Below are 14567 nucleotides of genomic sequence, written 5' to 3'. Positions count from 1 at the left end.
CGTCCCAGATTCTGGAAGTGTGATCAATCCGAACTGGCCTTGCGCGAACGGCCCTAACGTAGACTCAATAGTCCGACAAGGGCCGACGTCGTCCCGACCATGATCCACCCTGAGTGACGACAGGAGGCCCGGTGGCCTTTCCGTACCCTCTCAGCCCCCAGTCGGCCCCGCCCGCGAGCGGCCTCTACGACCCCGCGCAGGAGCACGACGCCTGCGGCGTCGCCTTCGTCGCCGACCTGCACGGACGACGGTCGCACGAGGTCGTCGCGAATGGTCTCGGGGCGCTCTGCCGGCTGGACCACCGGGGTGCCCGGGGCGCGGAGCACAACACCGGTGACGGCGCGGGGATCATGATCCAGGTGCCGGACGCGTTCCTGCGCGCCGTGGTCGACTTCCCGCTGCCGCCGGCCGGCCGGTACGCCACCGGCCTGGTCTTCCTCCCCGACGACGACACCGCCGAGGCCCGGGCCCGCCAGGTGGTGGAGAAGTACGCCCTGGTCGAGGGGGCCGACGTGCTCGGCTGGCGGGAGGTGCCGACCGACCCGAACGGCCTCGGCGCTTCCGCGCTCGCGGCGATGCCCCGGGTCCGGCAGCTCTTCCTCGCCGCGCACCGGCTGACCGACTCGCCGGCCGGGCCGGCCGGCTCGCCGCTCGCCGGGTTGGCGCTGGACCGGGTGGCGTTCTGCGTGCGCAAGCAGGCCGAACGGGAGACCGCCGAGCGGGGCGTGCCGGCGTACTTCCCGTCGTTGTCCGCCCGGACCATGGTCTGGAAGGGCATGCTCACCCCCGACCAGCTCCCGGCGTACTACCCGGAGCTGACCGACGAGCGGGTGGCCAGCGCCATCGCGCTGGTGCACTCGCGCTTCTCCACCAACACGTTCCCGTCCTGGCCGCTGGCCCACCCGTACCGCTACATCGCGCACAACGGCGAGATCAACACCATCCGCGGCAATCGGAACTGGATGCAGGCACGAGAGGCGCTGCTGCGCAGTCCGGACCTCCCGGGCAACATCCGCCGGGTCTTCCCGGTCTGCACCCCGGGCGCGTCCGACTCGGCCAACTTCGACGAGGTCCTGGAGCTGCTGCACCTGGCCGGGCGGAGCCTGCCGCACGCGGTGCTGATGATGATCCCGGAGGCCTGGGAGAACGACCCGGACATGCGTCCGGACAAGCGCGCCTTCTACCGGTTCCACGCCAGCCTGATGGAGCCGTGGGACGGCCCGGCCTCGGTCGCCTTCACCGACGGCGAGATCGTCGGCGCGGTGCTGGACCGCAACGGGCTGCGCCCCGGCCGCTGGTGGCGCACCTCGGACGGGCTCGTGGTGCTGGGCAGCGAGGCGGGCGTGCTCGACCTCGACCCGGCCCGGGTGGTGGCCAAGGGCCGGCTCCAGCCCGGGAAGATGTTCCTGGTCGACACGGTCAACCACCGGATCGTCTCGGACGACGAGATCAAGGCCGAGCTGGCCGCCGCCCAGCCGTACGACGAGTGGCTGCACGCCGGACTGATCGACCTGACCGACCTGCCCCCGCGCGAGCACATCGTCTACACCCACGACTCGGTACGCCGCGGCCAGCAGACCTTCGGCTACACCGAGGAGGAGCTGAAGATCCTGCTCGCGCCGATGGCCCGGACCGGCGCCGAGCCGATCGGCTCGATGGGCACCGACACCCCGATCTCGCCGCTCTCCACCCGGCCGCGCCTGCTCTACGACTACTTCCACCAGCTCTTCGCCCAGGTCACCAACCCACCGCTGGACGCCATCCGCGAGGAGCTGGTGACCAGCCTGCAGTCCACCATCGGCCCCGAGGGCAACCTGCTCGATCCCGGTCCGGCGAGCTGCCGGCAGATCGTGCTGCCGTACCCGGTGATCGACAACGACGAGCTGGCCAAGATCCTCTCCATCGACGAGGACGGCGACCTGCCCGGCTTCAAGGCGGTCCGGGTCTCCGGGCTGTACCGGATCCGCGAGGGCGCCAAGGGCATCAAGGCCCGGCTGACCGAGATCTGCCGGCACGTCTCCGAGGCGATCGAGGACGGCGTGCGGATCCTGGTGCTGTCCGACCGGGACTCCAACGCCGACCTGGCGCCGATCCCGTCGCTGCTGCTCACCGCGGCGGTGCACCAGCACCTGGTACGCGAGCAGACCCGCACCCAGGTGGCGCTGATCGTGGAGTCCGGCGACTGCCGCGAGGTGCACCACGCGGCGGTGCTGATCGGCTACGGCGCGGCGGCGGTCAACCCGTACCTGGCCTTCGAGTCGGTCGAGGACATGATCTCCACCGGAGTACTGACCGGAGTCGCCCCGACTCAGCCTGACGAGCCCCCATCGGAGATGGCGGCGAGGGCCATCCGCAACTACGTCAAGGCGCTCGGCAAGGGCGTCCTGAAGATCATGTCCAAGATGGGCATCTCGACCGTGTCGTCGTACTGCGGGGCGCAGGTCTTCGAGGCGGTCGGCCTGGACACCCGGCTGGTCGAGCGCTACTTCCGGGGCACCCCGAGCAAGATCGGCGGGATCGGGCTGAACGAGATCCACGCCGAGGTGGCGGCCCGGCACGCCCTGGCCTGGCCGGCGCCGGGCGCGGAGAGCTCCGACCGGCTGGAGGTCGGCGGGGAGTACCAGTGGCGCCGCGAGGGCGAGCTGCACCTGTTCAACCCGGAGACGGTCTTCCTGCTCCAGCACGCCACCCGCAGCCGGCAGTACGACATCTTCCGGCAGTACACCGCCAAGGTCGACGAGTTGGCCGCGCAGGCCGGCTCGCTGCGCGGCCTGTTCACCCTGCGCACCGGGGTCCGGCCGCCGGTGCCGCTCGACGAGGTCGAGCCGGCCAGCGAGATCGTCAAGCGGTTCGCCACCGGCGCCATGTCGTACGGGTCGATCTCGGCGGAGGCGCACGAGACCCTGGCCATCGCGATGAACCGCCTCGGCGGCAGGTCCAACACCGGCGAGGGCGGCGAGGACGTCGAGCGGCTGCACGACCCGCAGCGGCGCTCGGCGGTCAAGCAGATCGCCAGCGGCCGGTTCGGCGTGACGAGTGAATACCTGGTCAACGCCGACGACCTCCAGATCAAGATGGCCCAGGGCGCCAAGCCCGGCGAGGGCGGCCAGCTCCCCGGCAACAAGGTCTGGCCGTGGATCGCGCGGACCCGGCACGCCACCCCGGGCGTCGGCCTGATCTCCCCGCCGCCGCACCACGACATCTACTCCATCGAGGACCTCGCCCAGCTGGTGCACGACCTGAAGTGCGTCAACCCGGCCGCCAGGGTGCACGTCAAGCTGGTCAGCGAGGTCGGCGTGGGCACCGTCGCGGCGGGCGTCGCCAAGCTCAAGGCGGACGTCATCCTGATCTCCGGCCACGACGGCGGCACCGGCGCGTCCCCGCTGAACTCGCTCAAGCACGCCGGCACCCCGTGGGAGCTGGGCCTGGCCGAGGCGCAGCAGACGCTGCTGCTCAACAACCTGCGCGACCGGGTCACCGTGCAGGTGGACGGGCAGCTCAAGACCGGCCGGGACGTGCTCATCGCGACGCTGCTCGGCGCCGAGGAGTTCGGCTTCGCCACCGCCCCGCTGATCGTCGAGGGCTGCGTGATGATGCGGGTCTGCCACCTGGACACCTGCCCGGTCGGCATCGCCACCCAGAACCCGGTGCTGCGCGAGCGCTTCACCGGCCGGCCCGAGTTCGTGGAGAACTTCTTCCTCTTCCTCGCCGAGGAGGTCCGGGGCTACCTGGCCGAGCTGGGCTTCCGGTCGATCGAGGAGGCGATCGGGCAGGCCGAGCTGCTCGACGTCGCCCCGGCGATCGAGCACTGGAAGGCGCACGGGTTGGACCTGGCGCCCGTACTCCACCTGCCGGAGCTGCCCGCGGGCGCCGCGCGGCACCGGATCCGGGCCCAGGACCACGGCCTGGAGCTGGCCCTGGACAACCAACTGATCGCCCTCGCCAAGCCGGCGTTGCGCGACCGCACGCCGGTCCGGGTGGAGGTGGCGGTCCGCAACGGGCACCGCAGCGTCGGCGCCATGCTCGGCGGCGAGGTGACCCGCCGCTTCGGCGGCGCCGGCCTGCCGGACGACACCATCGAGTTCCTGCTGCACGGCACCGCCGGCCAGTCCTTCGGCGCGTTCCTGCCGCGCGGGGTCACCCTGCGGCTGCACGGCGACGCCAACGACTACGTCGGCAAGGGCCTCTCCGGCGGGCGGATCATCGTCCGCCCGGACCCCGCCGCGCCGTTCGTCGACGGCGAGGCCGGGCCGGGGGAGCGGGCCGAGGACCAGATCATCGCCGGCAACACCATCCTGTACGGGGCCACCGCGGGCGAGGTCTTCCTGCGCGGCCGGGTCGGCGAGCGGTTCGCGGTGCGCAACTCCGGCGCCGTCGCCGTCGTGGAGGGCGTCGGCGACCACGGCTGCGAGTACATGACCGGCGGCACGGTGGTGGTGCTCGGCGAGACCGGGCGCAACTTCGCCGCCGGCATGTCCGGCGGCACCGCGTTCGTCTGGAACCTCGACCGGCGGCTGGTCAACACCGAGCTGGTCGACCTCTCCCCGCTGCGCGCGGAGGAGCGGGACCTGCTGCACGAGCTGGTGCAGCGGCACTTCGCCGAGACCGACTCGGCGGTCGCCGAGCAGCTGTTGAAGCGCTGGCCGGAGGCGGTGGACGAGTTCACCGCCGTGGTGCCCCGGGACTACCGCCGGGTGCTGGAGATCATGCGGGCCGCCGAAGCCGCCGGCCGTGACGTCGATGACGCGGTCATGAAAGAACTGACGGCGCCGGCTGAGCCGGCCCAATCGGCGATGCCGGTGCCGCCCGCCCAGCGGGCGGTGGTCCAGGAGGTGGCTCGTGCCTGACCCGAACGGTTTCCTGCGCTACGACCGGCGGCTGCCGGCGCGCCGCCCGGTGCCGGTGCGGATCATGGACTGGCGGGAGGTCTACCCACCGGCCGGCGAGGAGCTGATCCGTGAGCAGGCCACCCGGTGCATGGACTGCGGCATCCCGTTCTGCCACGACGGCTGTCCGCTGGGCAACCGCATCCCGGACTGGAACGACCTGGTCCGCACCGGCAACTGGGACGCCGCGGTGGACTCGCTGCACGCCACCAACAACTTCCCCGAGTTCACCGGCCGGCTCTGCCCGGCGCCCTGCGAGGCCGCCTGCGTGCTCGGCATCGGCGGCGGCGAGCCGGTCACCATCAAGCAGGTCGAGGTGGAGATCGCCGACGCGGCGGTGGCCCGCGGGGGCCTGCGGCCGCGCCCGGTGCCGGCGCCGACCGGCCGGTCGGTCGCCGTGGTCGGCTCCGGGCCCGCCGGCCTCGCCGCCGCGCAGCAGCTCGCCCGCGCCGGTCACGCGGTCACGGTGTACGAGCGCGACGACGCGCTCGGCGGACTGCTCCGGTACGGCATCCCCGACTTCAAGCTGGAGAAGCGGCACATTGACCGGCGGCTGGCCCAGCTCGCCGCCGAGGGCGTCCAGTTCCGCACCGGGGTGAACGTCGGCGTCGACGTCACCGCCGAGCAGTTGCGCGCCGAGCACGACGCGGTGCTGCTGGCCTGCGGCGCGCTGCAGGGCCGGGACGTCCCGGAGACCCCGGGGCGGCGGCTGCGCGGCGTGCACCAGGCGATGGAGCACCTGGTCGCCGCCAACCGCGCAGTCGCGGAGGCGGCTGCCGGCCGGCCCAGCGTCGCGGCGGCCGGGGAGGGGCGGCCCGCCCTCGCCGTGCTCTCGGACGGCACGCCGATCGACGCGGCCGGCAAGCACGTGGTGATCATCGGCGGTGGCGACACCGCCGCGGACTGCCTGGGAGTGACCCACCGTCAGGGCGCGGCCGGCGTCCACCAGCTCGACCTCTACCCGGAGCCGCCGCACGCCCGGGACGCGGAACGGGACCCGTGGCCGACCTGGCCGTGGATCCTGCGCAACTACCCGGCGCACGAGGAGGGCGGCGAGCGGGCCTTCGCCGTGGCGGTGCAGGAGTTCCTCGACGACGGCACCGGCCAGGTCCGGGCGGTGCGGATCGCCGAGGTGACCGTGGAGAAGCGGGACGGCCGGCGGATCGTGACCGTGCTGCCCGGCTCCGAGCGGGAACTGCCGGCCGACCTGGTGCTGCTGGCCATCGGCTTCGAGGGGACCGAGGAGCAGCCGCTGCTGGCGCAGCTCGGGGTGACCCGCAACGCGCGCGGCGCGGTCGACGCCCGCCCCGACTGGCAGACCGATGCGGACGGGGTCTTCGTCGCGGGGGACATGCACCGGGGCGCGTCGCTGATCGTCTGGGCGATCGCCGAGGGGCGGGCCGCCGCCGCGGCCATCCACGCGTACCTGGGCGGGGTGGGCACGCTGCCCGCGCCGGTGGACCCGGCCCGGCAGCCGCTGGCCGCGCGGTGATCATGCACTGCGGTGAGACTCCTCACGGAATAGGGTAAATAGGTTTAACCGCCGTCAGACTTGGCGACTGGCCGGACCCGCGAGGGTCCGGCTTCGTCGTGTCATCGTCTGGACGGGGAATCCTCATGGCCCTCGGCGCCACGTTCGCCGCGCTGCGCCATCGCAACTACCGGATTTGGGCCGCCGCCGGCTTCGTGTCGGTCATCGGGACCTGGATGCAGGTACTCGGCGTCAACTGGTACGTACTGGCGGAAACCCGGTCCGCCACCTCCATGGGGTTCACCGTCCTGCTGCAGGCGCTGCCCACCCTGGTGCTCAGTGCCTGGGGCGGCGCGCTGGCCGACCGGCTGCCGGCCAAGCCGCTGCTGATCGCCGCCCAGGCCGCCCACGCGGCCCTCGCGGCGGGGCTGGCCCTGGTCGCCGTCACCGGCGCCGGCGGTCTCCCGGCGATCTACGCGATCTCCCTGGTCACCGGCGCGGTCTCGGCGATCGAGGGCCCGGTGATGGGGCGCTGGTGCTCCACGCTGGTGGACCGGGAGAGCCTCGGCAACGCCCTCGCCCTGGGCTCGCTGACCAACTCCGCCGGCCGCATCCTCGGCATGAGCGTCGGCGCCGTCGTGGTCGCCGCCGTCGGCCCCGCGCTGCTCTTCGGCATCAACGCCGCCAGCTTCGTCGCGGTGGTGGCGGCCCTGTTCGCCGTACGCGAGCGGGAGCGGCACGTCGCCGAGCCGGCGGCGCCCGACGCCGGAGCCGACGGTGGCATCCGGGCCGGATTCCGCTACCTGCTGCGCCAGCCGGTGGTGCTGGTCGCGATGGCCCTGTCGTTCGTGCTCGGCAGCCTCGGCCGCAACTACCAGGTCACCATGGCGGCGATGAGCGACGGCCCGCTGCGCGGCGGGGCCTCCGGCTACGGCTTCCTCTCCACCGTCTTCGCCGTGGGCACGGTGCTCGGCGCGCTCGTCGCGGCCCGTCGCAGAGACCTTGGCTACCACCTGCTGGTCGGCGCCGGCCTGCTGGCCAGCGCCCTGCAGATCGTCGCCGGCCTCGCCCCGGGCACCATGAGCTTCGCCGCGGTGATCCTGCCCGTCGCCGCCGCCGCCGTGATCATCGACACCACGGTCGGCGCCCGGGCCCAGCTCGACACCGACTACGCCATGCGCGGCCGGGTGCTCGCCGCCCTGGCGGTCACCGGCTCGGTCTCCGCCGCGGTCGGCGCGCCCCTGCTCGGCTGGCTCTCCGAGCACGCCGGACCCCGGCAGACCCTCGTGCTGGCCGGTTCGATCACGGCGGTCGCCACCCTGGCGGCGGGCGTCGTCCTCGACCGGCTGCGGGACCGTCGGCTGCGGCGCCGGGTCGCCCTGGTGCTGGCCGCCCCCGCGGTCCGGCGCCCGGTGCGCCGGGTCGCCGCCACGGCAGCCCGCGTCCGACCCTCGACCGCTACGGTGGGCGCCGCCCGCCCGGCCCGGGCACCGCGCCCGGCGGGGAGGGTCCTGCCCGGCACGCGGCTGGCGGCGTTCCGACCCGGGACCGGCCGGCTCCGGTCGAGCCGGGCCGCTCGCCCGGCGCACGAGTGCGCGGCCTGCGCGGCGCACCGGGGCCGCCGCCGTTCCCGCCTGACAGGCGCGGCGCGGTCGGCCGCCCACCTGGCCGACTGCCCCCGTTCCGCCTGACGCGGGCCCCCGGTCCGACCGGTGCAGGACAAGCGCAGGTGTCCGTGCCCGGGCCAGGGGCGGGTGCCGCCCCGCCTGACCACCGGACGGCCGGCGGCCCCGTCGAGGGGCCGCCGGCCGTCAGACGGGTCGGCCTCAGGCCACGTCGGCGTTGCTCGGCCGGCCCCACGGGCCGGTGATCGCGAAGACGTAGCCGGGGGACTGGATGTTGGCGAAGAGGATCTTCCCGTCCGCGCTGAAGGTCGGGCCGGTGAACTCGCTGTCGTTGAGCTCGTTGCGGGCCAGCGGGTACGCCTTGCCCTCCGCGGTCACCCCGACCAGGTGCGACACGCCCTCGCCGTCCTCGGCCAGGATCACCCCGCCGTACGGCGAGACGGTGATGTTGTCCGGGCCGTCGAAGTTGCCGGCGTCCGCGTCCGGGTCCTGGTTCACCCCGAAGATGGTCTTCAGCGTGACGGTCTCGGTGCGCGGGTCGTAGAACCACACCTGCCCGTCGTGCTCGTTGACGCTGCCGTCGTCGTGCCGGGCGAAGCTGGCCACGAAGTAGGCGCCGCCGTCGGCCCACCAGGCGCCCTCCAGCTTGCGGCTGCGGGTCACCTGCTCGTCGGTGAACTGCTTGCGCACCGAGACCGTCTTCGCGTCCCGGTCCGGCACGTCGACCCACTCCACCCGGTACCGGGTCCCCGGCGCGGTCGCCTCGGACAGGTCGGCGATGTGCTGGCTGCCCAGGTAGCAGCTCATCGCCTGGAGGCTGCCGGCGGTGCCGCCGTCGGGCCGCTGGGCCAGCGCCCGCAGCGCGCCCTTGCCGCCGCGGAAGCCCGCTGGCGGCGTCCAGCGGAAGTAGAGCCCGTTCGGCCCGCCGGCGTCCTCGGTCAGGAAGATCGAATGGGTGTACGGGTCGACGGCCACCGCCTCATGCGAGTAGCGGCCGAGGAACTTCAGCGGGACCGGGTTCTCGTTGGCCGACCGGTCGTGCGGGTCGACCTCGAAGACGTAGCCGTGGTCCTTGAGGTACTTCACGCCGGCCCGCTGCTCGGTCTCCTCGCAGGTCAGCCAGGTGCCCCACGGGGTGATGCCGCCAGCGCAGTTGTTGTGCGTCCCGGCCACGCTGACATACTCGCGGATCCGCTTGCCGTCGCCGTCCACCTCGATGGTGGTGGTGCCACCGCCGGCGCCCGGGTCGTAGGTGAGGCCGGCCAGCGGGGGCACCGGGAAGGGCTCGGCGCCGCCGATCTCGTGGTTGTTGACCAGCACCGAACCCTCACGGCCGAGGAAGCAGCCGGTGCCGTCGGCGTCGCTCGGCGTCGGCTGCCCGGACTCCAGCAGGGTCACGCCGGCCTGCGCCACGATCGTGTACGAGAAGCCGGGCGGCAGGGCCAGCAGACCGGCCGGGTCCGGCACCAGCTCGCCGTAGCCGACCGCCGGACGGGTGGCCGCCCGCGCCGCTACCGGTCCCGCGATCGCTTCCAGGTTGCCGGCCACCACGATGCCGAGGCCGCCGGCCGCGCCGCCGCGCAGCACGGCCCGGCGGGAGATAGGTGAGGAGGTCACGTCGTCGCCTTCCTGTTCACACTGCGTGTTTCCGCTTAGCAGGCAAGCCGGGCGGGTGGAACGGTGCCGACGCAGCCGGGGGCCGCGAGGTGAACACTGGGCCAATCCTCGATGCGTTCGCGTACCGTGCCGGGTCGCTGCGGGTCCGTTAGGGTTCCCTAAATCGGACCGTGGCGGGGTCGAGGGGGCAGCGTGGGCAGGCTCGCGACGGCGTACGCAGAGGTGGTCGCCGCGCACCGGCAGGCCGTCGCGCGGTGGGAGAACGCCCGCCGGGCGCTCGCCGCCGCCGGACCGCCCGCCCCGAGCGACGCCGAAATGGTCGCCGACCTCGCCCGCCTCGGCGCCGACCTTGCTCGCTTGGCCGCCGACCTCGCCGCCCCGGCGGCCGGCGCCGCCGGCGTCACCGCCGCACCCGTGCCGGTACGCATCGGCGAGGCGACCACACTGGACGGTGGCTTTCCGGTGCTGCTGCCGCTGGCCGGCGGCACCCACCTCGCGGTGGACGCCGACGCCCGGGACCCCCGGGTCGGTGAGCTGCTGCGGTCGGTGGTCCTGCGGCTGCTCGCCACCGCCCCGGCCGGCGCGGTCCGGGTCGCCGGGATCGACACGATGGCCTTCGGGGCGGCCTTCCTGCCGCTGCGCCCGCTGCTCGACGCCGGCGTGCTCGCGCCGCCGGCCACCACCGCCGCCGAGGTTGCCACCCTGCTCGACGAGGCGGAGCGGCATGCCGACCGGGACGACCAGGAGCTGCTGCTGCTCGTCGCGGCGTCCGCGCTGCCGCCCCGGGAGCTGGCCCGGCTCGCCGCGCTCACCCACGCCGGCTCGGCCGCGGCGGTTTGCGTGCTGCTCGCCGGCTACCCGCCCGCCGGGCCCGGCGACGCGTCGCCGCCGCTGGGTGCCGCCACCCAGCTGCGCCTCAACGAGCGGTACGCGCTGGTCGGCGACCCACCCGGGCAGCCGTTCAGTACGGACGGCAGCGGGCTGGCCGCGCCCGTGCTGCTCGACGGCGGGCCGCCGCCCCGCACGGTCACCGAACTCGCCCGGCGCCTCGGCGGGGCCACCCGCCCGACCGACGCCGTGTGCCGCACCGACCTGCTCGCCGAGCGGCGGTGGGCGGAGCCCGCCGGGCCGCGGCCGGTGACAGCTTTCGAGGAGTACGCCGCGCTGGCCCGGCAGCTGTCCGCCCGGCAGTGCGGCGGGGAGCAGGCCGCCGCCGAGGCGGAACGCCAGCGGGCCGTGCATGCCGCCACCGACCGGCTCGGCCACCGGCTCGCCGCCCAGGGCCGGCGCCTCGACCGGCTCAGCCGCGCCATCGGCGCCACCCCGCCCGCGCCGGTCGCGGTCCCATCGCCTCCGCCCGCTGCGCCGGTGGTGGCGTCGTCCGCAACGCCGGTGGCGGTCCCGTCGCCTCCGCCCGATGTGCCGGTGGGGGCGTCGGCCGCAGCGCCGGTCCCGTCGCCTCTGGCCGGTGCGCCGGTGGTTGCGTCAGCCGTCGCGCCGGTGGTGGCGTCGGCGGCGCCGGTGGTCCCTGGAGGGTCGATCGTGGCCACGGCGGTGCTGCCTGGCCCGCGCTCGGCGGAGGTCGACCCGGCGGCTGAGCTGGCGGCGGCCCGGCAGTTGGCCGACGAGGCGGACCGGCAGGGGCAGCGGGCGGAGGCGGTCGCCCGGCGGCCCGCGCTGCTGCCGAGCTGGTCGCCGCTGGCCCGGGCGGTGGCGGTCTACACGGGCTGCGCGCTGGCCGGGGCGGTGCTGGTGCTGCTGCTGGCGGTCGCCTCCGAGTTCCAGGCGATCGGCCTCGGCGCGGTGCTCGCCGGGACGTGCACCGGCGTTCCGGTGGCGTCGTTCCTCGCGGGTCACCTGGTGCTCAGGCGCTGGGGCCGACCGGTGATCGGGGCTGGCACACCGCCATCGAGGTTCGTCCCGCTCGGCTTCGTGCTCTGTGCGCTGCTCTCGCCGTCGCTCTACTGTGCCTACGTGCTGCTGTTCCGCCTCCTGCGTTGACCACCCGATCCGTGCCGGTCGCCGGCACGCGGACGGGAGCGGCGTCCTCATGCGACGCCGCTCCCGTCAGAACTGTTGACCGTTGACAGCCCCGGTGGGGCCGCGTGCTACGGAACCCGCTGTTCGGGCGCGGCCGGAGGCGCCCCCCGCTCAGACAGGCCCGGAGGCAGCTCCCGCCCCTGCAAGCCCGGAGGCAGCTCCCGCTCCCGCAGACCCGGAGGCAGCTCCGGCTCCTGCAGGCCGGGAGGGGCCGCCGGAGGCGCCGTCAGCTCCGGCCCGGCGGGAGCGGGCACCGTGGTCTCCGGTGCCGTCGTTTCGGGCGGGACCGGTGCTGGCGTCGTCGGGCTCGGCGTCGTCGGGCTTGGCGTCGCGGGCCCCGGCGTCGTCGGGCTCGGCGTCGCGGGCCCCGGCGTCGTCGGGCTCTCTGTCGGCGACGGGCTTGCCGGTGCCGTCGGCGGCCGAGTCGGTGCCCCCGCGCATTCGGATCGGCTGACCGCGTTCGTGTCCAAAGTGACCGCACCGTCACGGCTGAGGGCGCCGCCCTGCTCGACCTTCGCGGCGGATTGGAGCGTGATCCCGCTGACGGCCATGATCCGGCCGACGAAGGACGTGTTGCTGCCCAGGGTGGCGGAGTCGCCGACCGTCCAGAAGACGCTGCAGGCGGGTCGCGGCGAGTTGATCACCCGTACGTTGCTGTTCTGCGCGGTGGTCAGACCGGAGCCCAGTTGGAAGATGAAGACGGCGCTGGAGTTGCCCTGGGCGTCCAGGGTGAGCGTTCCGTCGAGGTCCGCGTTCTCCGCGGCCTTGTATACGCCAGGGGCGAGGGTTTGTCCGGCGAGCTGAGGGCCGATGGTCCGGCTCGAGGTTCGTCCGGCGGCATCGTTGTACGCGGCCGTCAGGTCGGACTGTGCCCGTTCCGCCGCGGCGTCACCGGCGTGGAGCTGGCCGCTGATGGTTCCCGGTGGGAATCCCGACACCTCCGTGCCCGGGTGTACCCCCACGTCCCCGTTGATGACGGAGCTTCCGCTGTTGGTGATGGAACCGTCGGCGAGCACGGCGTAGGAGGCGGCCGTCGCGAGGTCGACCGGGGCGTCCACCTCCACCTGGGCCGTGGAGAGGGCGGGGGCCAACCCGGCGAGCACCAGGCTTGACCCGAAGAAGGCCGACCGGGCAAGGCGAAGACCCTCGCCGGCGGTACGAGCGAAGTCTCTAGTCATGGCTGGTATCCGTTCGCTGTGACGGTGGTGGCAACGCGAAACGCTGGTTTCGCGACGGCCGGTCCGCGCCTACCGCCTCCCCGCCGACCTCGGGCGCAAACCTGCCGCAGGGCAGGGTCCGGGCCCCGTACGCGGGTAGCGCCGCGGCCCCACCCGCTGGTTTCGGGCAGGGCCGCGGACTCGTCTACTCAGCGCCCGGCGGCGGCCGGGACCAGGTCGGGTGCCTCCGACCGCTCGGCGGCGACCGGGGCCGGAGCCCGGTGGTGGGCCGCCGCCCGGCGGCCGGACGGGACGGCCAGCGCCGCCACCATGGCGGCGAGGGACAGTCCCGTGAGGACCAGGAAGCCCAGGGTGAAGCCGGCCTCCCGGGGCAGCCCGCCGGCCTGCGGGTGGGCGGTGATCACACCGCTCACCACCGCCGCGCCGATCGCACCGCCGATGGTTCGGATGTTGGCGTTCATCCCCGTCGCCACGCCGGTCTGCCGGGCCGGGACGTTGCTCACGATCAGATTGGCCATCGACGCGAACGCCAGCCCGATGCCGAGGCCGACGAGACCACCGGCGACCCCGATCTCCCAGCGGGTGTCGTGCGCGACCGTGAGCATCGCGGAGGCGAGCACGTTGAAGGCCGCGCCGGTGGCGAGCTGCGCCTTGGCGCTGAACCGTGACTCCAGCCGGCCGGCGAGGATGCCGGCGACGAACATGGCCATCAGCATCGGCAGCATCAGCAGCCCCGCCTGGGTGATGCTGGCGCCGAAGCCGTAACCGGCGACGGTCGGGGTCTGCACGAACTGCGGCAGGAACGCGTAGACGGAGAACATTGACGCGCCGTAGAGCAGGGCGACCAGATTTGTCGTCCAGACCCCGGGCAGGCGCATCATCCGCATGTCGATCAGCGGGTTGGTGGAGCGGATCTCGGCGACCAGCCAGCCGGTCAGCAGCACCACTGCGAGCGCCAGCAGGCCGAGCACCCGGCCCGAGGTCCAGCCCCAGTCCGTGCCCTTGCTGATCGGCAGCAGCAACGCGACCAGCCAGCCGGAGAGCAGGACGGTGGCCCGCCAGTCGATCCGGCCGGGGCTGCGGACCGGCGACTCGGGTACGAACAGATGCGCGGCGAGGGCGGTGAGCCCGACGACGACCATCGGGATCCAGAACAGCCAGCGGTAGTCGAGCGTGGCGACGATCGGGCCGGCCAGCACGACGCCCAGGCCACCGCCGGCGGCGACGATGGCGGACATGGCACCGACGGCCGAGGTCACCCGCGCGACGGGGAACTCGTCGCGGATGATGCCGAAGGAGAGTGGGAAGACGGCGCCGCCGATGCCCTGGACGACCCGGGCGGCGATGAGCACGCCGATGGTCGGCGCGACGGCGGCCAGCAGGCAGCCGAGCGCGAGCGCGGCGAGCGAGACGACCAGCATTCGCCCCTTGCCGACCATGTCGCCGACCCGACCGAGGATCGGCGTGAAGATCGATGCGGAGAGCAGGTACGCGGTGAGCACCCAGGTCACCGTGTTCTGTGAGGTGTGCAGGTCGTGCTGGATGGTCGGCAGCACCGGGGTGATCAGCGACTGGAGCATCGCGAAGAACCCGGCACCGGCCGAGAGGACGGAGAAGGTCAGCCGACGCGAGCCGCGCCGGAGCGTGAGTGCCACGAAAGGGCCTCCCGTGATCGCTGTCGGAAGAGAAGGTGGCGACGGGGACTCTCCCGTCGTCGGGCCGGATCCGGCCGCCGTCACGCTCGGGTGGA

The 14567-nt window shown here is 74.0% G+C and carries 7 protein-coding genes; 4 read left to right on the top strand and 3 right to left on the bottom strand.

The features are described from left to right. Positions 1-131: 131 nt before the first annotated feature. The 3 genes from gltB (at position 132) to GA0070624_RS28865 (ending at position 8048) form a co-directional block, all read left to right on the top strand. Positions 132-4847, top strand: a complete 4716-nt coding sequence (gltB, locus tag GA0070624_RS28875) for a glutamate synthase large subunit (protein ID WP_091346079.1) — start codon at positions 132-134, stop codon at positions 4845-4847. Beyond that, complete coding sequence (locus GA0070624_RS28870; RefSeq protein WP_091346077.1) at positions 4840-6378, top strand: glutamate synthase subunit beta; 1539 nt, start codon at positions 4840-4842, stop codon at positions 6376-6378. The genes gltB and GA0070624_RS28870 overlap by 8 nt, the downstream gene beginning before the upstream one ends. A gap of 125 nt (positions 6379-6503) precedes the next feature. Then, positions 6504-8048 (top strand): MFS transporter, encoded by a 1545-nt coding sequence (locus tag GA0070624_RS28865; RefSeq protein ID WP_245719051.1) that lies wholly within the window; start codon positions 6504-6506, stop codon positions 8046-8048. A 135-nt stretch (positions 8049-8183) separates the two neighbouring features. Here the strand turns inward: GA0070624_RS28865 and GA0070624_RS28860 are convergent, their stop codons facing one another. Further along, positions 8184-9599, bottom strand: coding sequence for an alkaline phosphatase PhoX (locus GA0070624_RS28860; protein WP_091346076.1), 1416 nt, complete (start codon positions 9597-9599; stop codon positions 8184-8186). 192 nt (positions 9600-9791) lie between these two features. On the opposite strand from GA0070624_RS28860, the gene GA0070624_RS36540 reads away from it, so the two are divergent. After that, positions 9792-11600 (top strand): hypothetical protein, encoded by a 1809-nt coding sequence (locus GA0070624_RS36540; protein WP_281181025.1) that lies wholly within the window; start codon positions 9792-9794, stop codon positions 11598-11600. A 107-nt stretch (positions 11601-11707) separates the two neighbouring features. Here the strand turns inward: GA0070624_RS36540 and GA0070624_RS28845 are convergent, their stop codons facing one another. Continuing rightward, positions 11708-12817: an ice-binding family protein gene (locus tag GA0070624_RS28845; RefSeq protein WP_091346073.1), complete on the bottom strand. Its 1110-nt coding sequence runs from the start codon at positions 12815-12817 to the stop codon at positions 11708-11710. Between the two features lie 188 nt (positions 12818-13005). Beyond that, the gene (locus tag GA0070624_RS28840) at positions 13006-14472 is read right to left on the bottom strand and encodes an MFS transporter (RefSeq protein ID WP_091346072.1); all 1467 of its coding nucleotides are present in this window, start codon (positions 14470-14472) and stop codon (positions 13006-13008) included. Positions 14473-14567 lie beyond the last annotated feature (95 nt).

This window comes from Micromonospora rhizosphaerae, assembly GCF_900091465.1.
GTDB lineage: Bacteria > Actinomycetota > Actinomycetes > Mycobacteriales > Micromonosporaceae > Micromonospora > Micromonospora rhizosphaerae.
This window is presented reverse-complemented; position numbering and strand designations above follow the sequence as displayed.

What these genes read in the sequence shown, in the direction of transcription:
- GA0070624_RS28845 (WP_091346073.1), bottom strand. Translation starts at nt 12,817, where the DNA reads ATGACTAGAGACTTCGCTCGTACCGCCGGCGAGGGTCTTCGCCTTGCC.
- GA0070624_RS28865 (WP_245719051.1), top strand. Translation starts at nt 6,504, where the DNA reads ATGGCCCTCGGCGCCACGTTCGCCGCGCTGCGCCATCGCAACTACCGG.